This is a genomic window from Geomonas sp. Red32 (assembly GCF_023652955.1).
In the GTDB taxonomy this organism is placed as follows: domain Bacteria; phylum Desulfobacterota; class Desulfuromonadia; order Geobacterales; family Geobacteraceae; genus Geomonas.
The window spans coordinates 1,353,701-1,375,960 of the sequence record NZ_JAKLOY010000001.1 but is presented as its reverse complement, the minus strand read 5'-3'; the positions used below and the strand labels follow the sequence as shown (position 1 = coordinate 1,375,960).

Below are 22,260 nucleotides of genomic sequence, written 5' to 3'. Positions count from 1 at the left end.
ATAAACCAAACCACTTGGGTTACCCCAAAAGCTCCTTTTTTTGCCTAAACGATTCAGCCTAAGAATATACCACGCCCTCTTCTCATTTAAACCCTCCCTCCCCTCAACCGCCCCTCCCTGGTCGCTCCCTCCCCTTCCCTATTCTCCCCACTTAAATTCCGTCGCCGGCGGCGCTGCCTCCTGCCCCTGGGGTGCCTGCGCGGGCGCAGCCGCCGGGGCCGAGGTCGGGCTCGCCGCTTCCGGCTGCTTCGCCGTGCCACCTTTGCCGCGCACCGCCGCCTCCTTGATGGAATCCAGCAGGTGGTCCAAGGCGATCCGGTTCTGTTCCGGGGCGATCGACACGCTCAAATCCCGCACCCCGACCATGTTGGTGTGCTCGATGATGAGCGACTCGAAGGAGAGATCCCCCTGCTGCAGCATCGCCTTGATCTCCGCCCGGTCGTACTCGCGGTCGGAGCGGAAGAAGAATCCGCCCAGCTTCTGCTTGGCGAGCTTTTGGAGGAACTCCTTGCTGACCAGCATCTTTTCGCCTCCCCCTTCCCGCGCCCAGACATCGGTGAACCCGGTCATCCCGGCAAGGCTTCCCCCCTTGCCGCTCAGGCTGACCACTCCGTCCACGCGCCCCGAGATGTAGCCGGAGATGGCCGGGAACATGCTGCACAGGGTCTTCAGGCTCAGGTCGTTGATCAGCAGATCGGTCCGGAAGAGGAGACGGTCCGAGAGGGTCAGGTATCCCTTGCCGACCAGAGTCCCCTGGAAAAGGGTCGTGCGGAACTTGGTGATCTCCGTCACCCCCTTCTCCGCCACCAGCCTCATGGAGAGCGCCCCCATCTTAAGCGACCCCAGCGACAGTTTTCCTATGGTGAAGGTCTCGCCGCGCCCGGGGTCGGCGGCCAACTGCGGGAACAGACGCGGATAGTTTTCCCGGTTGTAGGCGGTAACCTCCGGAGGGCGCATGGTTCCGCTCCCCGACAGATCCAGGGAAAAGGGGATGCTGCCGTTGATCTCGCCGAAGGAGAGTTTCTGGGCGGGGACCTCGAAGCTGCCGTGGTCGATGGTGACGGTTCCCTGCAGCAGCTTGGCACCCTGGGCGAAGGCGATCTCCGCCGCTGCCGAGAGCGAGCCGTCGAGGTTTCCCTCCTGGAGCGAGCGCGGGAGGAGATTCACCAGGGGATCGATGACGCCGTTCACCTGCGTGCGCGGGAGGGTGGCGACCAGCTTTCCCTGCCGCTCCGGCTTGAAGACCTGGTTCACCTGGCCACTGGCCACCACCTTGCAGGCCGGGCCGAGGGCGAGGGTCCCTTCCTTTACCGTGAGATCCCCCTTGGCCAGGCTTCCGCTGAGGGTAAGTGCCGCACCGGACACCAGGGCCTTGCCGCCGGCGCCGGAGAGGGCGATACCTTCCCCGGCGGAATCGAAGCTGCAGACGAACCCGTCCGAGGTGGAATAGTGCCCCTTGCAGCTCACATCGACGGTCCCCGCGCTCGGGCGGGCCCGCGAGGGAGCCGCGGGAGCCGACCACTGGAGGGCATCGACGACGCGGGCCTTGGCTACGGCGAGGTCGAACCCGGTACCGGCGGCCGCGGCGAAAGGATCAAGCGCGACCGATCCGGAGAGCCTGCCGCCGAGAAGGTCGCCACCAGCGGTGATGCTGGCACCCGATCTGGCAAAGGTCGCATGGAGCGCGGGGGCGCCCAGGCGTTTTCCCTTGAAGTCGACTCCGCCCGCGCTGACGTCGGCTCCCCCTTCCAGCCACCGGCCATCCCCGGCGGCGAGGTAGCTCCCCTTCACCGTCCCCGCCATCTCGCTCACGTCCCAGTCGCCGCGGGTGACTCTGACGCCGTTGAATGCTCCCTGCAACGGATAGCGTTTCCCCTTTTCCACCGGCTCGGCCTTGGGAACCGCCGCGGTCAGCTGCTTGATCGCCAACTTGACGCCGCCCACCTCGGCCTGGGCATCCTGAAGGGTGAGCACCTGGTTGGCCAGCTGGAAGTGGAAACGGGCATCGCCCTTTGTGGTATCGACGGCGAGGCGTCCCAAGTCGGCATTGCCGTCGAGGGATAGTTTCCCCGCCGCACGGCTGAGGGCGAGGGTGACCGCTGCGGATCCGGCCCCGATCGCTTTTTTCCCGCTCTGGCCTCGCAGGTCGTGGACGGCGAGGCGGGCGGTCGCCGCGAAGTCGTTGGCCCCTTTTCCGGAGAGCTCTGCCGCCAGCGAAACGGTCCCCTCGTCGGCCTTGATACCGTACCGGCCTAGGAGCTCGTTGAGGTTGGCGGCCCGGGTCGGCGGGAAGTTGAGGCTGGCAGCCAGGGGGCGGGCGGCGCCAGCATCGAACGAGAGGCGGCCGGTGACGGGGATTCCGGAAACGGCCGCGGAGAATGGTGAAGCTTCGGCGCGGACCGGTTTGAATTTGGGCGACAGGGTGGCTTTGAGCGGGAGCTTCAGGGCATTGACCAGCGCCGCGGGATGATTCCCCGCTACCGAGAGCTCCGCGGCCGTCGCGATCCCCCCCTTTTGGCGGGCGAAGTTGATGCTGCCGTTGACCCCTTCGGCCAGCAGGCGTTCGCCGCGGGAGAGGGTGCCGTCACGCAGGGTGAGAAGTCCCGTCAGGTTTGCGAGGCCGGAGCGATCCCCCGCGAGCGTCAGCGAGTCACAGCGCAGCTTGCCGCCGGCCTCCATCCCCTTGAGATCGAGATTCGGCACCAGTAGCGCGATGGCGGCCAGATCGACCTCGTCCATGGCGACCGAAAACGCATAGGCACGCCGCCCCTTCAGGCCTTCCACCGTCCCCTTCGCGTGGAGCTTCAAAAGCTTGGAAAGGGAGAAGGTCGCCTCGCTGAGGTGAAGGGAATCCTTCGAGGCGTCGTAACCGGCCGAGACATGAAGCGCACCGTTGACCGGCTGAGCCCCCTTGACCGGAGGGCGGACGCCGGAAAGACGGAGGTCTCCGGCCGCCGAAAGCACCGAGCGCTGCAAGGTGGCATTCACCTGGAGCGAGGCCTTTCCCCCCTTGAGAAGCTGGGCGTTTTTCATCTTCAGCCAGGCCGCGGTTTCCTGGAGCGAGAGCGAGGGGGCGGTCAGGGAGAGATCGACGGCAGGCTCGGCCCCGGCGCGTGCGGTCCCCTTAAGAAGATAGGCGTTATGGGCGGGATCCTCGAAGGCTAAGTTGACCGTGGAGCTCCCGGAGCCCTTGGTGGCGACGTTGCGGACCGAGAGGGAGATGCCGTCCACCCCTTCTCCCTGCACCTTCAGCGACCCGCCCCGGATGGAGAGTTCGCCGATCACCGTCTCCTTGGGGGAGGGTTTGCGGCTGGCGAGATAGCGCTGGAGGTTCGAGAAATTCCAGGTTCCGGCCGCATCCTTTTCCAGGTCGACGGTGACGCCGTCGATGACTATCTGCCGGAAGCGCTGGTTCCCCCGGATGAGATCTCCCCAACTCGGTGCGATCAGCACGCGGTCGGCGGCGAGCAGCGGACGGGGCGGAAAACCGGGAGGGTTGTCGAGGCGGACCTTGACGAGGACGATGCTCCCCCCTTCGAGGTGAAGCGAGGAGATGGTGAAGTCCTGGTGCAACTGGGAGCGGATCAGCCGGGAGAGGTGGGCGGCAGGAAACGGCGAGGCGAGGTAAATGGCGAGCGCGGCGAGCGCCACCAGGAGCGAGAGGAGGAACGCCATCGCAGCGATGCGCCCGAACCGTCTCCCCCCCTTCACCCTTTTTTCCTCTTCTACAGCCTGCCCCATAATCCCCGCCCGAAACCGCCAGTCTTTTCATCAATGATAACAGGGGATTTACCCCATAGCCAATGAAAGGTCAACCCCCACCCGTTTAACCTGCACCGGCCTTCCACTTCCCCCTTCCCCACCAATGCCGATCTCCAAGTCCCCCTCCCCCTGAGGGAGGGGGGCAGGGGGTGGGGGAAGGCGGCAACGAAGCAATGAAGTGCCAAGTCTCCCCGCCGGCTTTGGGATGCAGCTCAGAAATCAAGTGGACTCATCGGCTCCTTCGTGGTGAGAACCGGCATGCAGTGTATCAGCAAACGCGAGATAGCGCCCCAACCATTACAGGCACTCTTCATGATATGAATCAAATGTACTGAACCTAAAATTATGCCTTGAGTGGCGTCGGCCATAGGTTCCCCTTTGACAAGCATCCCGAATCTATATATAGTCCCCATTAATTTTTTTAGGTAAGTGTAACGCACTAGAGTCAAGCGCCCGGCTTTTCACCACCTCACGAGTGTGGCATATCAGCCGGTTGCGTCAACAGTCGATGGCCCCCACTTTTACCCGAGCGTCTCGCTCGAGCGGATATCAACAATTTCCGGTCAATAACTTGTTGTAGAGGAGATGATAATGAAAAAACTTAGCCTACATTTGTTTTTGATGTTAGCCCTAATGCCCTGCCTGGTAAATGCAGCTGACAAAAAGTGGTATAGGATTGGGACCAATGACATAGTCATCGCAGACCTCAAATTACAGCCTAGCCAAAAACAAGTCGTCACCATAAAATCTACTGAGACTAAAGAAATCTGGATACAATCTGAGATGAAACAGGATGATTGGGAGAAAATGCAAAAAGGTCAATATCCCATCCAAATGAAGCAGGTTGGAACCAGCAAATCTATTTTAACATATTACGGTGGACTCAAATTTGATCCAATAAAAGGCACTATCAAAATTGAAGTGATGAATGTTTCCAAAAAGCCTTACAAGGTACTCGTCTTCCAACCCCAAGCTGGAAAAATGTGACAATACCTCCACCTCAGGAGTATTAGAAGATCATTAACACTAACCGTTCAAGGGGCCACTACCTTTTGAACAATGATGGGGCCAGGCATTGACAAATTGGTAACGGGAGAAGGCAGACTCCAACAAAATGCGTGAACCTGGCTCCGCAGCACTTGCGACTTGGAATGGGTGGATTGAATGTTTAGTGCTCCGCAGGTCACGCCGCCGTTGGCGAACGTATCAGGGTAGATCAACCAGAGGAATGCAATGATTATTTCGCGGACGTGGCATGGCACAGTGCCGATCCAGTTGGGTGACCAATTCGAACAACACCTTGAAAGAACCGGTGTCCGTGAATCTCGTTTAATCACTGGAAACGCAGGCGCGTACGTGCATCGTGTTAACCAAGGCCTGTACGCTCACTTCTTTCTCTGCACTTACTGGCAGTCTTGGTCTGCCATCCGGGCATTTGCCGGGGAAGCACCTCATATCGCCGTAACCTACCCTGAAGATGCACAGTACAGGCTCATCTCCGATCCGGTGGTCATCCACCAGGAGGTTGCCATTGCAGTCAATCCCTTCATCAGCCACCTGGTTGCACCGCAGATCTAGCGTTACCCCCAAGAGGGAAAAGAAAAGGGGACGCTGGTTACTTCGTTGACTTACTGGGAAGAAGCCTTGTCAAAGTCAGGAACTCAACCAAGTAACCAGCGTCCCCCAGAGCACCACAATCGTTGTACTACTTAAGGAGAATGTAATCATGGACTTGAGAAAATGGCGTCTCAGTTCCGTATTAAAATTTGTCCTCCTAATTGTCCTTTTTGTTACGGTCGCAATCGATGCATGCGGGGAGACCCCACTGGCGACCACGCCAAAACTCACAATAAACCAAGGAATATTTGGTGTCGTCAGATTCTGGAAGGGGGATTTTCAGCCTTTTGACTCAGAAAAACACTCTTCTATCTCACCGGTGCAACGTGAGGTTCTAGCATACAAGGTAATCACAATCCGAGATATCGATCCATTTTGGTCAGGACCGTTTTTAACTCAAATCCCAGGCGAACTCGTAGGAAAAACATCATCGGATGCATCAGGTTTTTATGAAATGAGTCTTCCGCCAGGAGTCTACAGCGTCATTATCAAAGAAGGCTCAAACTACTACATAAATCGTTTTGGTGGTTATGGCCTTGTCAATCCAGTGCAAGTCGTCCCGGGGGCCGTGGTTAATTTGGATATTAACATACAGTACCAGGCTGCTTTTTGAGTAAGTAGCAAAGCCGAAAGAGAAAAGGGGACGCTGGTTACTTCGTTGACTTACTGGGAAGAAGCCTTGTTAAGTCAGGAAAACTCAACCTGCCGTTATCAGGGGTAGCCGAGGGGGAGGCCTATGCAATTCATGCGTTTGCCCGATTGAGAGGATCGCGAGAGGAGAACGAGGACCGCCTGCGGCGAGAAACGCATGGAACGCATAGGCGTCCCCTTGTTTGCCTTGTTTGCTGAGGCAAGAAAATGCACATTTGGGCCAAAAGCGGTTAGAAATGGCTTAAGGTCTCTGAATTGCAGGGTTTTACCGGAAAAACCATCAGCCCCCACAGGCGCCCCCTCGGAGCGGCATCAAATGGCGGTGCTGCGGCTATTTATCCGGAATTACATGGTATTTCTTCATCGCCAAGAGATCGGCAGATCCATGAGGGGTGGGGACCTACCCCTTCAGGACCGTCTAAACGGGTACACCTTTCGGTTGCCGGCGAGGGGGGGGCTGGTAGACTTCCGGCATGCCTACCCTCGCTCGCATAGACCAGGTCGAACTTCTCCAGCACGTCATCGTCAAAGCCGTCCCGGGCCAACGGCTCTTCGAGGACGATACCGACCGTGACATCTTTCTCAGGATGCTGGAACCTCTCCTCGCCCGGACGGAGACCCAGTGCCTCGCCTGGGTCCTGCTGCCCGACCACTTCCACCTGCTGCTGCGCCCGACCAGGCAAAGGCTCACCACCTTGATGCTGCCGCTCCTGGTGGGCTATGCCCGTGGCTTCAACAAGCGGCACGGTCGGCGCGGGCGCCTGTTCCGCGGGCGCTACAAGTCGGTGGCCTGCGAGGACAACACCGTCCTCAAGGAGTTGGTCCGCTACCTTCACCTCCACCCGTTGCGCTCGGGTGAGGTGGCGAAGTACAAGGATCTCGAGAGCCACCCATGGTGCGGCCACGGCGCGATCATCGGTTCGTCGGTGCTGGGATGGCAAAGCGTGGGCGAGGTGCTGAAGAGTTTCGGCACGACAAAGGTCCGCTGCCTCCTGGCGTACCGCCGGTTCATGAAGGCTGGCGTGGGGCAAGGCGAGCGGCGGGAGCTGGCCGGGGGAGGAAAGCTGCGGGTGCGAAGGCTAGGTGTCGAGGCGCATCCAACCCGGTGCGACGGGCGCGTGCTGGGTACCAGCGCCTTCGTCCAGGAATTAGAGGAAGCGCAAGAGTGGAGCCGGGCGCAAGTGCGCGGGAGGGCGGCGAACCTCTTCGCTCCCAAACGCGCGGTGGTTTCGGTATCGGAAGTGGTCGAGAAGGTAGCCGCGGCGCTCGGGCTGAGCCCGGAGCAGGTGCGAGTACCGAGCCGGCTTCCCGAGGTCCGGATGGCACGCAGCGTAGTCTGTTACCTGGCGTACATACGGAACGGTCACCCGGGCAAGGTGGTAGCCGCCGAATTGGGTGTCGCCCACTCGACCATCTGTGCCGGAGCCCTGGCGGGAGAAGCCCTGCTTAGCAACGACTATCGCCTCTACCGCCTGCGGCGGTAGACCGCACCACCTACCGGCCGGGCACACCGAACACGGGACTGGGGGACAACCCTGTCACAAGAGGAGGTTTGCGTGAAGAAAAGATGGGTCGCTCAATTCGCCGTCATCATTGCCTTGGCTGCTTCAGCACTCGTTGCCACTCCTACCACCGGCTGGAGTGCAGCCTCCGGAATAAGCCTGTCCAAGGGGCAAACGGTCTACGTGCCGGTCTACTCCAACGTCTTCAGCGGGCCGAAAAGACGCCCCTTCCAGCTGGCAGCCACCCTGAGCATAAGGAACACCGACCCCACCGCGCCGCTACGGGTGGTCTCAATAGAGTACTTCGACACCAGGGGGAAACTCCTCCGCCGCTACCTGGAAAAGCCCCTTTCCCTGGGGCCTCTAGCCTCCACCTACGTCCATATCGAAGAAAAGGATGTAGGCGGAGGCTTCGGCGCCAACTTCATCGTACGATGGGATGCCAATAGGGTCGTCAACGCTCCCATCATCGAGTGCGTCATGATCGGGGCGACCAGCGGCCAGGGGATTTCCTTCGTGAGCCCCGGCCAGGAGATCAAGGAATGAATCTGCCCCCCGCGGCTGACATAGGGTCTGGAACCGGAATTATGGGAAAGGGTGAAGGCTGTGGCCGTTTGTAACGTATGCGGTACCGAGAATCGATGAATACAGGGCAGATGTACGATCACTGGATAACAAATTATAGGAGGTGATTATGACGGTTTCTCGATTTGTTGGAATCCTTACGATCTTCATGCTATGGGGGTGCACCCCGCCAATTGCATACACAACATCCTATCTATTTCCGGTTAGAGGACCGATATCCACGGGAAAACCCATCCCCGTCATCCCGGTTTCTGTTAGAAGCAATTTGAACGACATAGGATTAATATCCTTTTCCCTCCCTAATGGAGAGACCTTCAGTGGACAATGGTCGCGTAATCTCTACATCAACGCAAATCCAGAGAAACTTGCTCAACTCAGAGAAACCGACATCAACTTGGCCTGGGATGCTGTTTACGGAGACGGATACTATTTATCGACTGTGCTAGGGTCACTTAGCCATAACAGGAGCATCATCACCGGGTCCCAGGGAACTGTTATCCAGCTTGAATTTAATGGCGCCAAACCTTGGCTAAGCACCGGGGTTGCCAAGGATGACAAAGGCAATATCTATAAATTAGTTATTCCATAGCTCATGTACCAGGGGCTGGGGCGGCGGGAGCTATTGAGATTGAAGAGTTGGAGTCTAAATACAGAAAGTGTATAAGGAGGAGGACATGAGCAACAGGATCAAGGCGGCTTTCATAGTCTGCAGCATCGCTCTTATTACCGGCTGTACGTCAACTTACCAGAGCCTCATACGTGATAACACAGAGACGCAAACGCTTCCTGCCGGTCAAAAACTGATGTCGGCGGCATGGAAAAATCAGGACCTTTGGATTTTGACCCGTCCTCTGCATGATGGTGACACCTTGGAAACCTACGAATTTCGCCGGTTCATAGCATTATCGGGGCACGGAGAAGGGAAACTGATTTTGAAAGAGGTTAGGTAGGTTTTACTTAGTAGTTCGGAGGTTTGATGAGATACGGGACCTTGGTTCTGAGTACGATGGCCATTGTGGGGTTATGCCAGGGGATGGCAGCAGGCGAAACCCATTACTGCACCGTTAAGGAGCACTTCGATAACGGAGGGTACACCTATGTGCGGTGCAGGGAAGGAGGGACGGACCTTTGGGCTGCGGCAATGCAAACGCCTCTTTCGGTTGGAGAGGAAATCTCCTTTCCTGACTCCCCGCCCATGTTCAACTTCAGCAGTAAGTCCTTGAACAGGACCTTTCCACGTATCTATTTCGTCCCTGGATTCTCGCATACCAGCCAAACGGGATGGCGGGCACCCGCCCAGGCGCCTCCAATGACTTCTGAACGGGAACCGGTGACTGATCAAACTGATGGGCAGCCCCCTGACAAGGATGCCACCTTTTCGGGAGTGGACGAAAACGGGACGGTGGTTTTCAGCGACGACAAATCGAAGGTTCCGGGAAAGAAAAGAGCGGGAACAAAGAAACCCTCGCACAAACGGGATGCGGACGATAGGCCTGTCAACCGTACCGACTTGAAACTGTTCGGTAAACAGGAGAGAGTCGTCATCCATGCGCTGAAAGGTGTGCTGAAGGTGTACTGCAGCGGGGGGCTCACAGAGTACCGTGACATGATGCTGCCAAAGGCCCGGCCGTACTTCGATCAAGCCGTCAATATCTCCGGGGCGGGCGCTGTCGTACAAGAGTTGCGGGGTCAGTGTTACCCCTACTTCGACGCGAAACGGGTCACCTTCGGCAAAGGTGTCCCGGAAATCGATACCAAAATACGGACCGCTACGGTTCTCTTTACCAGTGTCGACCCGAAATCCGCCGACCCATCCTCGGCAGAAGAAGTCGAAGCGGTCTTTGGCTACGACAAGCAACAGTGGAAGTTCGTCTCCTTCTCTTCGATAACGAGCAGCGGCAGTAATGCTGGGGTCCCAGGAGCGCTAAATACCACCCAAAGATAACGTTGATGCGAGCCTCGGGAGAGGTCCCTTTCGGCGGACGGGCGGACCGGAACCTATGTTGGTATCGGCAGGTCTTTCGCCCCCTGGGTGGTTGAGCATTGCCAAACCCTTCGTTTACGCCTTACATTTGAGCCGTTGACGCGAATGATTCAATAACTTACAATTCTAAGCGGTAATGGTTGTAAAAATTGTAAGGAGACGCGCGATGTCAATTACCGCAAAGATCACTTCTAAAGGCCAGATCACCATTCCGCGTGCGGCGAGGATGGCGCTGAAGACAAACACTGTCGAGGTCGAGATCCAGGGAGACTCGGTCATCCTGCGGCCAGTGAGAAGTGTGGCTGGAGCGCTGGCGGAGTACGCCAAAGGAAAGGACGACTTTGCTTCGGTACGGGCGAACGTGTGGAAGGAGGTAGCGGATGAGAAAGCTGGCGGCACTCCCTGACACCAACTTCATCCTTCGCTACCTTTTGCGCGACATCGAGGACCAGTTTCGGGAGGCGGAGACCTTCTTCGAAGATGTTCGCAGTGGTAAAACTGCCGCCCTGATTGCCGAGTTTGTTCTAGTTGAGTGCCTTTACATCCTAACGAAGTATTACGGAGTCCCCCGCACCGCAGCATCCTCCAATCTCACCGCTCTTCTCCAATACAAGGGCGTTGCCAACCCTGACAAAGCCGTTCTGGTAAAATCGCTCCGTCTGTTCGCTGAAACACCACTCGACCCAGTCGATTGCATTCTCGCGGCTCAATCGGCTCTGGCCGGGCATCGCGTCATGACATTCGACAAAGAACTCAAAAGGGTCATTAAACAGACGGCCGCGAGCTAATGGCAGTCAACCACCGTAGAAGCGGACGGGGCAGGCGGCACCGGCGGTAAGGAAACAGCATGGAAGAGATGGTGGTAGTCCGCTGCCCGCTTTGCGACTACAAACGTAGCGTCAAACCGGACAGCATCCCCAAGGCGTCAGCATCCGTTCATTGTCCTCAATGCGGCGCCCATTTCCCTTTGTCCTCCCCGACCGGCGACACCCCGTCCGTTCCCCGCCCGCCGCAACCGGGCACGGCAAGCGTGTTGCCGGGCGAAGCCTCGAGCCGCCGCCGCCTGAAACACCGGCTTTTCCTGCCGCTGGCCCTGTACGTCGCCTTCTACGTCTTCGCCGGCCGCTTATACGTCTGGCAACTCCCGAAAGCGGCGGTTCCCGTCGTCAAGAACTGGACCTTCACCGGCGAACGGATCGCCGGAGAGCCCGCCGCCGGCCTGCCAGTCGTGGTCAAGGTCGGTTTCCGGAAAAGGGAGCGGTTTTACTGGGGAGATGGGAGCAACGGCGGGGAAACGACCAAGACGCTGACCTTCTATACCTATACCGATCGCTCGGGGATGCTGCGGTTGCCAAGGACCCCGCATTTCCTGTTCCTCAGAGCGACTCTTTTCGATTTCTTCGACACCGACACAACCTGCTACCTCCCCCAGGGGGCCCGTGGCCTTCCCCAGGAGAACCGCGACCTGCCGCAATGGCCCGGCATCAACTTCGCCAGCTCCCCCATCCCGATTGCCGCCTGGGGTGAGACCGCCTTCCGCGGCGCCACCCCCCTGACCTCGGCCGATTTCCGGAAGCACCAGGTGGAGGTACTTGCTGACATCCAATCCAAGGGTGTTTCCAAGTACTGGGACTGGTCCGCGCTGGCGGCAAAAGCCACGGCGGTCTTTTTCGTGGCGGGACTTGGGCTCATGTACGCCACCGGCTACGTCCCCGGTGGCAGGTACAAGGTGTCTCCCTGGGACCCGGCCCTGCGGGAGGTGATGTCGGCATCCCGCATCAAACTGCTTTACCTGGCCACCTTCTTCGTGGTGGCTTCCATTGGTTGCGGCCTCGCCACCTACCTCATCGAGATGCAGCGGATCCAGTAACAACCGCCCCGGTGGCACCGGAATTGTGCCACCGGGGCGAGTTGTTCCTATTCGCAGAGATCGATCTTGATATCCCAGTTTTTGATCTTCATGGTCCCGTTCTGGGCCAGGTTAAGCTGCATCTTGAAGGCACGGTCCCACAGCTGCGGCTCGTGGCCGACCTTGCGGGCGAGGCAATCCTTGCTCGCCATCTCCAGGTACTCGGTGAGGATCGGCTTGTACTCGGGATGGGCGCACTTCTCGATGATCTTCTTGGCGCGTTCCTTGGGGGCAAGCCCCCTGAGGTCGGCGAGCCCCTGCTCGGTCACCACGCAGTCGAGGTCGTGCTCGGTGTGGTCGATGTGCGAGCAGTGCGGCACCACGCAGGTGATACCGGTCGGGTCGGTCTTGCTCGGGCGGGAGGACGGGGTGTGCATGATCTTCAGAAAGCCGTTGCGCAAGAAGTCGCCGGAGCCCCCGATCCCGTTGATCATGCGGGTCCCCCCCACCAGCGTCGAGTTGGCGTGGGCGTAGATGTCGATCTCCACCGGGGTGTTCATGGCGATCACCCCCAGGCGCCGGATCGGTTCCGGGGCATTGGAGATGGAGAGCGGCCGGAGCAGGATCTTTTTCGCGTACTTGTCCATGTCCCCAAAGAAGCGGGGAAAGCCTTCGTCCTTGGAGAGCGACAGCGAGCAGGAGGAGGCGCAGTTGAGCTTTCCGGAATCGATCAGGTCGAGCATGGTGTCCTGCAGCACCTCGGTATAGACGGTGAGGTCGGCGAAGGGCCCCTTGGCGAGCCCGCCGATGACTGCGTTGGCGATGGAGCCGACGCCGGACTGCAGCGGGAGGAGGTTCTTCGGAAGGCGCCCCGCCTTCACCTCGTGGGAGAAGAAGTCGATGATGTTGCGGGCGATCGCCTCGGAGGTCTCGTCCTGCTCGGAGAAGGCCCTCCCGTTGTCCCGGTACCGGGACTCCACCACCGCCACGATCTTCGCGGGGTCGCATGGGACGGCGGTGGTCCCGATCCTGGAGTCGGCCCTGGTGATGCCGAGAATCTGCCGGTTGGGGGGATTGAGGCAGGAGATGTTGTCGTGCATCCCCTCGAAGGAAGGCTGACCCACGTTCACCTCGACGATGACCTTGTCGCACATCATCAGGATTTCCGGTATGACGCCGCACGACGAGGTCGGGACGAGCCCGCCGTCCTCGGTGATGGCGGAGACCTCGATGATGGCGATGTCCAGCTTGCCGGTCTCGGTTTCCTTGGTGTAGAAGCCGTAGCCGAGGTCCTGGGCAAAGAGGGAGAGGTGCTTGTCACCCATGCGGATCCTCCCCTCGTTGATGCCGGCGGCGATGTTCTTGCCGGTCTGGTAGGGCCAGCGGCGGTCCAGCATATCGAGGCTCGCCCAGCGGTCCTCGGTCTCGGCCCCTACCGAGGCGCCGGTGAAGAGGTTGAAACGCATCTTCCCCTGGAGATGGTTCTTCTCGACGTGGTCGGCCAGGGCGATCGGTACCGCCTTCGGGTAGCCGGCCGGGGTGAAGCCCGACCAGCCGAGGTTCATCCCCGGGGAGAAGAAGGGAATGGTCTGTTCCGCGGTCATCACCTTGCTCAAGAGCTGCTTGCAGCGGACGCGGTCCTGCAGGGTTCCATATTCCGACATGGTAAATCCTCCTTGTTCTATTTCGCCGTATACGGCGGCAGGTTAAAAAAAAGCCCTACCGGCGGCCGCCTTCCGCGGCCCACTGCTCCAGCATGCCGGTGGTGACCGATTTCGGCCGTTCGATCGCGTACCCGAGTCCGCGGTCCCAGGTGAGGTTGGCCATGCACCCGAGCGCGCGCCCTACCCCGAAGAGCACGGTGTAAAAATCCCACTCCTTGACGCCGTAGTGCCACTGGATGACTCCCGACTGGGCGTCCACGTTGGGCCAGGGGTTCTTGGTCTTGCCGTGCTCGGTGAGGACTCCCGGCGCCACCTCGAAGATCATGGAGACGAGCTTGAAGAGCGGGTCGCCGGGAAGGTGCTTCTGGCAGAATTCCCGCTGCGAGGTGTAGCGCGGGTCGGTCTTCCTGAGCACCGCGTGCCCGTAGCCGGGGATGACCTGGCCGGAATTGAGGGTGTCCCAGAGGGCCTTGGTGATGAGCTCCCGGGTCGGCTCCTCTCCGCCCAGGTACTTCTCCTGGAACTTCAGGGTCCAGTCGAGCACCTCCTGGTTGGCGCGGCCGTGGAGCGGGCCTGCCAGGCCGTTGAGACCGGCGGCGTAGGAGAGATACGGGTCGGAGAGCGCCGAGTGCACGAGGTGGGTGGTGTGCGCCGAGACGTTACCGGACTCGTGGTCGGAGTGGAGGATGAAGTACATGCGGGCCACGTCCATGTACTCCTTTCCCTGGCCGATCATCTGGGCGAAGTTCGCTCCCATGTCGAGGGCCGGGTCGATCGGCCGCTGGACGTCGCCGCGGTACTTCAGGTTGTAGATGAAGGCGGCCAGCACCGGGATGCGCGCCACGATGTCGCAGGCGTCCTCGTAGACGTACTCCCAGGCGTTCAGCTTGTGGAAGCTTCCCGAAGCGTAGTAGGCCGCGAACTTCGACTCCCGCTGCATGGCGCCGATGCCGGTGGAAAGCATGGTCATCGGGTGGCTGTCGCGCGGCATGGCGCGGATGATTTCGAAGACGTAGGCCGGCACCTCCTGGCGTTGCTTCCAGTCCGCCAGCACCTCGTCCACCTGGGCCTGGGTGGGAACTTCCCCGGTCAGCAGGAAGTACCAGAACGATTCCACCGCCGGGTACTCCGAGCCCGGCGCCTTGGGGAGGGAGGCGAAGGTTTCCGGGATGGTTTTCCCGCGGAAACGGATCCCTTCCTGCGGGTCGAGATAGGATATGTCGGTCACCAGGCAGCGGATGTCCCGCGCCCCGCCGATGCACTGTTCGATAGTTACCTCGTCGATCTTTACCTTGCCGTGTTCCTTCGTAAGCCGGGCAATCCTCGGCCTGAACTCGTCAAGCTTCCGCCTGACGGCTTCCTTTAGAGCCATGTTCGTCTCCTTGTGTGGGATTAAGCTGCGGAGGAGTGCAAGCGCTTGCGATTTCTGCAGCAGGTCAAACGGTGAAAAGCGACATGAAGCCGTTAACGGGGGTGGCCTCCAGGCGTTGCCGGTCGTGGCCGAGCGCCAGGATGCGCGACGCCTTCCCTTCCGGGAGCGAGGCGAGGTTGTCCCCGAGTTTCTCGAAGAGGTGCGGCAAGGCTTCCGGCCGGCGGCGCCGGTGCCCGAGGGGGTACTCGACCTCCACCTTTTCGCTGCGGCTGCCGTCCCGGTAAAAGAGCTGGAGCGAGCTGGCGATCGAGCGCTTACCGGGATCGAGGTAGTCGAGGCTGTACCTTTGCTCTTCGACGACCTCCATCTTCTCCCGCAGCTCGCCGATGCGGGGGTCGGCGGCCCTTTTATCCTGGTAATCGGAGGCGGTCAGCCCCCCGAAGATGAGGCCCACGGCGGCGATGTACTGGAGGCAGTGGTCGCGGTCGGCGGGATTGTGCAGCTCCCCGGTCTTGCTGATGATCCGGATGGCGGCACGATGGGTCCGGATCTCCACCCGCTCGATCTCCGGCAGCCGCCCCGCCGCCTGCGGGTGCAGCCTGACGGCCGCCTCCAGCGCGGTCTGGGCATGGAACTCGGCGGGGTACGCCACCTTGAAAAGGACGTTCTCCATCACGTAGCTTCCGTACGGGCGCTGAAAGCGGAACCGTTCTCCCCGGAAGGAGACGTCGTAGAATCCCCATCCCGGTGCCGAGAGCGCGCTTGGATACCCCATCTCGCCCCGCATGGTCATCTGCGCGAGCCACACGCCGCGGCTGGTGGCGTCCCCCCCGGCCCACGACTTGCGGGAGCCGGTGTTGGGCGCCTGCCGGTAGGTCCTGAGGCTCTGCCCGTCCACCCACGCCTGGGAGACCGCATCGATCACCTGGCTTAGCGAGCCTCCCAGGAGATCCGTCACCACCGCGGCAGTCGCCACCTTGACCAGCACCACATGGTCGAGCCCCACGGCATTGAAACTGTTTTCCAGCGCGAGACAACCCTGGATCTCGTGGGCCTTGATCATGGCGGTCAGCACATCGCGCATGGTAAGCGGCGCCTCTCCCTGGGCGGCCCTCTTCCTGCTTATATGATCGGCCACCGCCAGGATGCCGCCGAGGTTGTCCGAGGGATGCCCCCACTCCGCGGCGAGCCAGGTGTCGTTGTAGTCGAGCCAGCGGATCACGGTGCCGATGTTGAAGGCTGCCGTCACCGGGTCCAGTTCGAACCCCGTCCCGGGCACCCGGGCTCCGCACGGCACCACCGTTCCCGGCACCAGCGGTCCGAGGAGGTTCATGCATTCGGGAAAACGGGTGGCGAGGATGGCGCACCCCATGGCGTCCATGAGGCTCAAGGCCGCGGTCGCGTACGCTTCCTCGCTGACGATGGGGGTCTCCTTGACGTAGCGGGCGATCTCCACCATTTCCGGATCGGGCCCGGGGCGTACATTGGCGTGGGCGGTCGCGGCGGTTTCCTCACTGCTCATCGTTTCCCCCCTCCTTCCCCAACCGGTCCAGCCTCTCCTCGTACTCGCGGTAGTTGAGGATGCGGTAAAGATCCTCCCGCGACTGCATCATCCCGAGGAGATCGCGCTGGGTCCCCGCGTGCAGGATGGTCTCGTAGACCAGCTCGGCCACCTTGCTCATGGCCCGGAACGCGGTGAGGGGATACAGCGCCATCCTCACCCCCGCGCCGGCGAGCTCTTCCGCCGTGAAGAGCGGTGTCCGGCCGAACTCGGTGATGTTGGCGAGGAGCGGGACCTTCACCGCATTGGCGATCCTCCGGTACTGGGGGAGATCGGTCACCGCTTCCGCGAAGATCGCGTCCGCCCCCGCCTCGACGTAGCGGCAGGCCCTCTCGATGGCGGCCTCGATCCCCTCCCCGGCCAGCGCGTCGGTGCGGGCCATGATCACGAAGGAAGCATCCGGCCTGGCATCCACCGCTGCCTTGACGCGGTCGGCCATCACGGCAGCGGTCACCAGGCTCTTGTTGGCGCGGTGGCCGCAGCGCTTGGGGGCTACCTGGTCCTCGATGTGGACGGCGGCGGCACCGGCGCGGGTCATTTCCCGGACGGCGCGCCCAATGGTGAAGGGAGATCCCCAGCCGGTGTCGATGTCCACCAGCAGCGGGAGGTCGCAGGCGCCGGTGATCCGGCGGGCATCCTCCAGGACGTCGTCCAGGCAGGTGATCCCCAGGTCGGGATAGCCGTAGGAGGCGTTGGCGACGCCGGCCCCGGAGAGGTAGAGCGCCCGGTGCCCGGCCGCGCGGGCGAGCATGGCGCAGTAGGCGTTGACGGTGCCGACGATCGGCAATAACCTCTCCGCCTCGATGGCCGCCCGGAGCCGCTTTCCTGCCGTGACCGTTGTTTCCGGCATGGGTTACCCCTTCCGTTCCAAGGATTGCTGCCGCCTTTCCTCGATGCTCTTGCGGGCCGCCCTGATGTGACGGCGCATCAAGAGATCCGCGAGCTCGCTGTCCCGCTCCGCGAGTGCCTCCACGATCCGGCGATGCTCCTTGAGCGCCTGCAGGGGGCGCGGAGTCGAGGTGGAGAACTGGTAGCGGTACATCCGCATCAGCTGGTACAACCCCCCATCAAGAATGCTGATCACCTTGCCGTTGCGGCTCCCCTGCAGTATCCGGTAGTGGAAGTCGAACTCCCCCTCCTGCTGGTAGTACGAGCTCCCCTCGTCTTCGTGAATGCTTTTTTCGTGGTCGTCCAAAAGCCGCCCGAGGTCCGCGATCTCCTCGTCGGACATGTTGACCGCCGCCAGTCCGCAGGCCATCCCCCCCAGTGCCTCACGGACCTGGTAGATGTCGATCAGCTCCTCGTACGACAGGGTCACCACCCGGGCCCCCAGGTTTGGGGAACGCACCACCAGGTAGCGCTCCTCCAGCCTGCTGAGCGCCTCCCGCAGTGTTCCACGGCTTATCCCGTAACTCTTGGCCAGCTCCGGTTCGGATATCTTGCTCCCGGCCGGGATCGTCCCCTTCACGATCGCCGTCTGCAGCTGTTCGAAAACGCGGTCGGATAACGGAAGCGCTGCGGCTTCCTCCTCGGTAAGAGCCTTGTTCATTGTCGACACCTTTATGATAATATGACCCGATGAGCGGTAAAATACGCCGTTTGCCGACTATGTCAACACAAAAGTGTCGACACTTTTTCATTTCACCCTCCGGCGCCCCCCCTAGGTCCGGACGCTTTTCAGGGAGAAGGCTCCTTCACTGGTACTGCTCCACCAGCCTTTTGAGCTTCTGCCCGAGCTCGTTCAGCTTTTGGAGGGAGATCTCGATCTGCTTGATGCCGCTGGCGTTGTCGGTGCTCGCCTGCCTGATGTTCTGCATCGCCTGCGCTATGTGATCCATGCCGGCCAGCTGCTGCTCGCTGGAGGCCCCGATCTGCTGCCCCGACTGGGCGGAATCGGTGATGATCCCCTCCAGCCGCACGATCGCCTCCCCTCCCGATTTCGACTGGACCACCCCGGCGTTCACCACCTCTTTCCCCTGCTCAATCGCCTTGATCGCCTCCTGGCTCGCCTTCTCGATCTCCTTCAGGATGGTTCTCACCTGGATGGTCGCGTGCTTGGACTGCTGCGCCAGGCTCTTCAACTCCTGCGCCACCACGGCAAATCCCATCCCCTGCTCGCCCGCCTTGGCCGCCTCGATGGAGGCGTTCACCGCCAGCAGGTTCGACTGTTCGGCCAGGTCCTGCACGGTGGCGATGATCTCCCCGATCGCCTCGCTCTGCTCGGAGAGCCGCATGATCGCGCCCCCGGTCAAGGCGCCCTGCTCCTGGATGCGCCCCATGGCGGCGAGCGAATCGTCGACCGCTTTTCTCCCGGACTGGGCCACCGCTACCGCCTCCTGGGTCACCGCCGCGACCTTGCGGGCCTTCTCGCTGGAAAACTGCGCCGTCGCCTTGACCTCCTCCACGACGCTCGTCGTCTCGTTCACCGTCACGGCGGTCTCGGTCACCCCGGACGCGATCTGGCTCATGAAGGCCATGATGTCGCTGGACGATCCCGCCAGGATCCTGGCCGCCTCGAGGATTTCCTGGTTCTGCGCGGCCCGCTCGGCAATCCGCTGCTCCAGCGCCTGGTTCAACTTGGCGAGCTCCTCGCCGGCCTTTTTCCTTTCCGTGATGTCGCGGGCCGCGGCGAAGGCACCGAGGACCTTTCCGTTGTCGTCCCGGTAGACCGAGGCGTTGTAGAGGACGTCGGTAAGGGTGCCGTCCCGGTGCCGGATGGTGAGGGAATAGTCGCGGACGACTCCCTTTTCGAAGACCTCCCGGTGCACCTTGGCCGCCAGCGCGCTGTCGGTGAAGTAGCTCGAGAAGTCGGTACCGATCAGCTCTTCCCTGCCGAGACCGGTCATCCTGGTGGTCGCCTCGTTCACGCCGGTGATCGTCCCTTGCGGGCTGACGGTGACCAGCGAATCGAGGGAGGCTTCGATGAGGCTCCTGGCGTACCTCGAGGACTCATGCAGCCGCTCCTCGGTCTGTTTCTTGTCGGTGATGTCGTGGCTCATCACGAGATAGCCGACGGGGTGCCCGCCGGAGTCGTTGCGGCGCGTCAGGACCACGCTGGCGACGAAGCGCGAGCCGTCCTTGCGGATCCGGGTGAACTCCCCTTCCGCAATCCCCTTTTCGTGGGCCTCGGTTATCAGCCGGTCGACCGCCCCCGACTCGATCTCCCCCGGGGCGTACAGCATGGCGGAATCTTTGCCGATGACCTCCTCCGGCTGATACCCGTAATTGCGCCGGGCTCCCTCGTTCCAGGAAAGGATGCGCTGTTGCAGGTCCTGACCGATGATGGAGTACTTGGTGGAACTCTGGAGTACGTTGTCGAGGAACCGTTTACTTTCCACCAGTTCGTTTACCGCCCGGTTGCTCTCCGTCACGTCGTGTGCCGTCACGACGACCCCTGCGACCGCCCCGTCCGCACCGCGGTAGGCCGCGGCGTTGTTGATGACCTCGGTGAGCGTGCCGTTAGCTCCCCGGATGGTGAGGGGATAATCCCTCACCTCCCCCTTTTGCAACGCCTGGCGGAACAGCTCCCCGGCCAGGGCCGGTTCCGTGTAGAGGGTGGCGAAGGCGGCCCCGATCAGCCTCTGGCGCGGCCTCCCGGTCGCCTTGACGGCGGCCTCGTTGACGTCGGCGATCGTTCCCTCCCGGGTGAGGGCGATCAGCGGGTCCAGGGTGGCGTCCAAAAGAGATCCCCGGGCTGACGCCAAATCCTCGCGGGCCTCCGCACCGCCGGGTGCGGTCCGGCCACGCTCCTTACCGGCATAGGTCATCGCTGCTTTGCTTCCGAACGAAATCATAGGTCCTCCCGCGGAGAGACACCCCAATAGAGAAGGGTAATTTCCCACTCTCACATTTTACTCCAACGCCACGTCCGGCGTACGCAGCTGTGCCAGCTCGTCACCATTGGCCTTTGACATAGATTATCGATCCCTATATAGTCCTCTTTAATTTTTGGCTGGATTGTACTGTTCCTGGCGAGGCACTCTTATCCATACTTCCTGCTGACGGCAAGAAAGGGTAAGGATGAGAGTGATGTGGCGAGCGGGGATTTGATTAGTGGAATGACTAAGGGGATGTGAATGAGCACGAAGATGATCTTGTCAGCCGTATCCGTCCTGGCGTTTCTTGCCGTCAGCAATCCTTTGAAAGTTCCTGCCGCGGGCTTTGACTGTTCCAAGGCGAAAACGAAGATGGAAAAGCTGCTCTGCGACGACCTGGAACTCTCCTCGGCAGACGACCGCCTGTCGCAGCTCTATAAGAAGGTGCTGGCAAAGAGCAAGGAACGCGACAAACTTATCGCCGCCCAAAGGGAGTGGCTCAAGAAGCGCAACGCGTTCAGCGACCGGGAAGTGCTGCTGAAACTCTACAAGGACCGCACGGTTGAGCTCGAGGGCCCGGTCCTGGTCCCGCTTCGTTCCCTCACCTCCACCTGCGACGGCTTTCTCAAACGAAACGATATCGACGATATCTCCGCCTGCCGGGTCTCCGAGACGGGGAGGATCGGTACCGTCGGCAACAAGACGTACCGCTATGCCCTTTACTGCTTGCTCCCCGAGGGATCGGGGGAGCCGGAAGGTTGCAGTCCGGAATCGTACCACGGCAAAAGGGGGATGTCCGTCTATGTCCAGGACGGCGCTTCGCCGCAGCTGAAACTCTTCCTCGATCGCGGGTCGTACGACATCGGGCTCTACATTTACCGGAAACCGGAGATCGTGCAGAACAGCTTCGGGAAGCTCTTATACCTCCCGATCGTCACCGACGGGACCGGCAACTTCAACGAGAGCGATTACTTCATCTGGGATGAGGGGATCAAGGGGTGGAAGTACCTGGATGGATCGAGCTGGCTCACGGATCTGCAGAAGGAGATCCCGCGGGACACCCACGTTGCCAGCGGCGTTTGGCCCGACCTCGCGACCATGACTGCGGAAGTGTTCCTGTCGCACGAGAACGACCCGAACTGCTGCCCTTCCGGGGGAAAGGCCCTGGTGACCCTGGCGATCAAGGAGGGGCGCTTCCGGATCACTTCCGTGAAGCTCGTCAAGGACGATGACCAGTGAGGTTTCCAGAGGTAGGTGCGCCCGGCTGCGGGAACGCCCCTTTCCTCTGGCGATGCCTCTGGTAATCGGGGGATGGGTGGTCCCGCCGGCCCTGGTCAGGCGGGGGGATCGACGGTAGCGGCGGCGGCCATCATCAAGGGTTGATTCTCTCATACTCCTTGTAGAGCATGTTCTCCTCGCTGCGGAGCCTCCTCGAGATGGTGGCGAAGAGATTGCCGAAGGCCTTGGCGAACTCGAGGTCGATCTTGGCATCGTGGCGGGAGTAGAGGCGGAAGAACTCCGCCGCCTGACGGGTGATCTCGTCCATGTCCTTGGCATAGAAGTCGACCGTCCGCTTCAGGCCCGGGTTCTTCTCGGCCGCGGCATTGAGTACCGGATAAAGCTGCTGGTCCTCCTTCTTGAGGTGGGCGAGCAGGCTCGTCTGGGCGGTCAGCAGGATCTTGTGGGCTTCCTCGTTGCTGACGCTTCGATCCTTGAGGCGGTCGAGCAGGGAGGTGATTTGCAGATGGTCTTTTTTGAGGTCATCGATGAGCTTTGCCATGTTGATTCTCCTTCGCCTGGGGAAGTAGTTACCGACGCCTTCACTCTACGCCTGCCGGTGAGCGAAGCGCTTGACCCAGGTCAACTACTCGACGAAGCCGCCGCTTTTGTGCAGTGAC

General features: G+C 60.8%; 20 protein-coding genes. 12 read left to right on the top strand and 8 right to left on the bottom strand.

Translation table 11 applies throughout. The annotated features are described in order from the left end of the window. Positions 1-138 precede the first annotated feature (138 nt). Positions 139-3,741 (bottom strand): DUF748 domain-containing protein, encoded by a 3,603-nt coding sequence (locus tag L4X63_RS05980; protein WP_250677670.1) that lies wholly within the window; start codon positions 3,739-3,741, stop codon positions 139-141. A 612-nt stretch (positions 3,742-4,353) separates the two neighbouring features. On the opposite strand from L4X63_RS05980, the gene L4X63_RS05975 reads away from it, so the two are divergent. The 11 genes from L4X63_RS05975 to L4X63_RS05925 all read left to right on the top strand — a co-directional run bounded on the left by L4X63_RS05975 (position 4,354) and on the right by L4X63_RS05925 (position 11,971). Then, complete coding sequence (locus L4X63_RS05975; protein ID WP_250677669.1) at positions 4,354-4,749, top strand: hypothetical protein; 396 nt, start codon at positions 4,354-4,356, stop codon at positions 4,747-4,749. 246 nt (positions 4,750-4,995) lie between these two features. Next, entirely contained in the window at positions 4,996-5,340 is a 345-nt protein-coding gene (locus L4X63_RS05970) for a hypothetical protein (RefSeq protein ID WP_250677668.1), read from the top strand. Positions 5,341-5,488: 148 nt separating this feature from the next. Continuing rightward, positions 5,489-5,992, top strand: coding sequence for a carboxypeptidase-like regulatory domain-containing protein (locus L4X63_RS05965; protein ID WP_250677667.1), 504 nt, complete (start codon positions 5,489-5,491; stop codon positions 5,990-5,992). 511 nt (positions 5,993-6,503) lie between these two features. Beyond that, a complete protein-coding gene (locus L4X63_RS05960; RefSeq protein ID WP_250677666.1) occupies positions 6,504-7,514 on the top strand; it encodes a transposase in 1,011 nt (336 codons plus the stop codon). Between the two features lie 72 nt (positions 7,515-7,586). After that, positions 7,587-8,078, top strand: a complete 492-nt coding sequence (locus tag L4X63_RS05955; protein ID WP_250677665.1) for a DUF3124 domain-containing protein — start codon at positions 7,587-7,589, stop codon at positions 8,076-8,078. Between the two features lie 148 nt (positions 8,079-8,226). Then, positions 8,227-8,706: a hypothetical protein gene (locus tag L4X63_RS05950; protein ID WP_250677664.1), complete on the top strand. Its 480-nt coding sequence runs from the start codon at positions 8,227-8,229 to the stop codon at positions 8,704-8,706. A gap of 85 nt (positions 8,707-8,791) precedes the next feature. Further along, positions 8,792-9,067 (top strand): hypothetical protein, encoded by a 276-nt coding sequence (locus L4X63_RS05945; protein WP_250677663.1) that lies wholly within the window; start codon positions 8,792-8,794, stop codon positions 9,065-9,067. A gap of 26 nt (positions 9,068-9,093) precedes the next feature. Beyond that, positions 9,094-10,062: a hypothetical protein gene (locus L4X63_RS05940; RefSeq protein WP_250677662.1), complete on the top strand. Its 969-nt coding sequence runs from the start codon at positions 9,094-9,096 to the stop codon at positions 10,060-10,062. Between the two features lie 205 nt (positions 10,063-10,267). Further along, positions 10,268-10,507 (top strand): AbrB/MazE/SpoVT family DNA-binding domain-containing protein, encoded by a 240-nt coding sequence (locus L4X63_RS05935; protein WP_250677661.1) that lies wholly within the window; start codon positions 10,268-10,270, stop codon positions 10,505-10,507. Next, entirely contained in the window at positions 10,482-10,889 is a 408-nt protein-coding gene (locus L4X63_RS05930) for a type II toxin-antitoxin system VapC family toxin (protein WP_250677660.1), read from the top strand. Before L4X63_RS05935 ends, L4X63_RS05930 begins: the two co-directional genes overlap by 26 nt. Positions 10,890-10,948: 59 nt before the next feature. After that, positions 10,949-11,971 (top strand): zinc ribbon domain-containing protein, encoded by a 1,023-nt coding sequence (locus L4X63_RS05925; protein ID WP_250677659.1) that lies wholly within the window; start codon positions 10,949-10,951, stop codon positions 11,969-11,971. A 47-nt stretch (positions 11,972-12,018) separates the two neighbouring features. Here the strand turns inward: L4X63_RS05925 and scpC are convergent, their stop codons facing one another. From scpC to L4X63_RS05895, 6 genes are all read right to left on the bottom strand, one after another. Continuing rightward, on the bottom strand, positions 12,019-13,614 hold the full coding sequence (scpC, locus tag L4X63_RS05920; RefSeq protein ID WP_250677658.1) for a succinyl-CoA:acetate CoA-transferase ScpC: 1,596 nt from the start codon (positions 13,612-13,614) through the stop codon (positions 12,019-12,021). Between the two features lie 55 nt (positions 13,615-13,669). Further along, positions 13,670-14,986, bottom strand: a complete 1,317-nt coding sequence (locus L4X63_RS05915; RefSeq protein ID WP_250677657.1) for a citrate (Si)-synthase — start codon at positions 14,984-14,986, stop codon at positions 13,670-13,672. A gap of 64 nt (positions 14,987-15,050) precedes the next feature. Further along, on the bottom strand, positions 15,051-16,508 hold the full coding sequence (locus tag L4X63_RS05910) for a bifunctional 2-methylcitrate dehydratase/aconitate hydratase (protein ID WP_250677656.1): 1,458 nt from the start codon (positions 16,506-16,508) through the stop codon (positions 15,051-15,053). Then, complete coding sequence (prpB, locus tag L4X63_RS05905; RefSeq protein WP_250677655.1) at positions 16,498-17,397, bottom strand: methylisocitrate lyase; 900 nt, start codon at positions 17,395-17,397, stop codon at positions 16,498-16,500. Before prpB ends, L4X63_RS05910 begins: the two co-directional genes overlap by 11 nt. Before the next feature lie 3 nt (positions 17,398-17,400). Beyond that, positions 17,401-18,096, bottom strand: coding sequence for a GntR family transcriptional regulator (locus tag L4X63_RS05900; RefSeq protein WP_250677654.1), 696 nt, complete (start codon positions 18,094-18,096; stop codon positions 17,401-17,403). A gap of 145 nt (positions 18,097-18,241) precedes the next feature. Further along, a complete protein-coding gene (locus L4X63_RS05895) occupies positions 18,242-20,341 on the bottom strand; it encodes a methyl-accepting chemotaxis protein (protein WP_250677653.1) in 2,100 nt (699 codons plus the stop codon). 282 nt (positions 20,342-20,623) lie between these two features. Between L4X63_RS05895 and L4X63_RS05890 the strand changes: the two genes are divergently transcribed. Then, positions 20,624-21,601 carry a lysozyme inhibitor LprI family protein gene (locus L4X63_RS05890; protein WP_350339162.1) on the top strand — a complete coding sequence of 326 codons (978 nt, stop codon included), beginning with the start codon at positions 20,624-20,626 and terminating at the stop codon, positions 21,599-21,601. A 133-nt stretch (positions 21,602-21,734) separates the two neighbouring features. Here L4X63_RS05890 and L4X63_RS05885 read toward each other — a convergent pair whose 3' ends face one another. Continuing rightward, positions 21,735-22,142, bottom strand: coding sequence for a hemerythrin domain-containing protein (locus L4X63_RS05885; protein WP_250677651.1), 408 nt, complete (start codon positions 22,140-22,142; stop codon positions 21,735-21,737). Between the last annotated feature and the right edge of the window lie 118 nt (positions 22,143-22,260).

What these genes read in the sequence shown, in the direction of transcription:
- prpB (WP_250677655.1), bottom strand. Translation starts at nt 17,397, where the DNA reads ATGCCGGAAACAACGGTCACGGCAGGAAAGCGGCTCCGGGCGGCCATC.
- L4X63_RS05960 (WP_250677666.1), top strand. Translation starts at nt 6,504, where the DNA reads ATGCCTACCCTCGCTCGCATAGACCAGGTCGAACTTCTCCAGCACGTC.
- L4X63_RS05890 (WP_350339162.1), top strand. Translation starts at nt 20,624, where the DNA reads ATGAGCACGAAGATGATCTTGTCAGCCGTATCCGTCCTGGCGTTTCTT.
- L4X63_RS05945 (WP_250677663.1), top strand. Translation starts at nt 8,792, where the DNA reads ATGAGCAACAGGATCAAGGCGGCTTTCATAGTCTGCAGCATCGCTCTT.
- L4X63_RS05925 (WP_250677659.1), top strand. Translation starts at nt 10,949, where the DNA reads ATGGAAGAGATGGTGGTAGTCCGCTGCCCGCTTTGCGACTACAAACGT.
- L4X63_RS05930 (WP_250677660.1), top strand. Translation starts at nt 10,482, where the DNA reads ATGAGAAAGCTGGCGGCACTCCCTGACACCAACTTCATCCTTCGCTAC.
- L4X63_RS05885 (WP_250677651.1), bottom strand. Translation starts at nt 22,142, where the DNA reads ATGGCAAAGCTCATCGATGACCTCAAAAAAGACCATCTGCAAATCACC.
- L4X63_RS05915 (WP_250677657.1), bottom strand. Translation starts at nt 14,986, where the DNA reads ATGGCTCTAAAGGAAGCCGTCAGGCGGAAGCTTGACGAGTTCAGGCCG.
- L4X63_RS05965 (WP_250677667.1), top strand. Translation starts at nt 5,489, where the DNA reads ATGGACTTGAGAAAATGGCGTCTCAGTTCCGTATTAAAATTTGTCCTC.
- L4X63_RS05900 (WP_250677654.1), bottom strand. Translation starts at nt 18,096, where the DNA reads ATGAACAAGGCTCTTACCGAGGAGGAAGCCGCAGCGCTTCCGTTATCC.
- L4X63_RS05950 (WP_250677664.1), top strand. Translation starts at nt 8,227, where the DNA reads ATGACGGTTTCTCGATTTGTTGGAATCCTTACGATCTTCATGCTATGG.
- L4X63_RS05895 (WP_250677653.1), bottom strand. Translation starts at nt 20,341, where the DNA reads ATGATTTCGTTCGGAAGCAAAGCAGCGATGACCTATGCCGGTAAGGAG.
- L4X63_RS05970 (WP_250677668.1), top strand. Translation starts at nt 4,996, where the DNA reads ATGATTATTTCGCGGACGTGGCATGGCACAGTGCCGATCCAGTTGGGT.
- L4X63_RS05910 (WP_250677656.1), bottom strand. Translation starts at nt 16,508, where the DNA reads ATGAGCAGTGAGGAAACCGCCGCGACCGCCCACGCCAATGTACGCCCC.
- L4X63_RS05940 (WP_250677662.1), top strand. Translation starts at nt 9,094, where the DNA reads ATGAGATACGGGACCTTGGTTCTGAGTACGATGGCCATTGTGGGGTTA.
- L4X63_RS05935 (WP_250677661.1), top strand. Translation starts at nt 10,268, where the DNA reads ATGTCAATTACCGCAAAGATCACTTCTAAAGGCCAGATCACCATTCCG.
- scpC (WP_250677658.1), bottom strand. Translation starts at nt 13,614, where the DNA reads ATGTCGGAATATGGAACCCTGCAGGACCGCGTCCGCTGCAAGCAGCTC.
- L4X63_RS05980 (WP_250677670.1), bottom strand. Translation starts at nt 3,741, where the DNA reads ATGGGGCAGGCTGTAGAAGAGGAAAAAAGGGTGAAGGGGGGGAGACGG.
- L4X63_RS05975 (WP_250677669.1), top strand. Translation starts at nt 4,354, where the DNA reads ATGAAAAAACTTAGCCTACATTTGTTTTTGATGTTAGCCCTAATGCCC.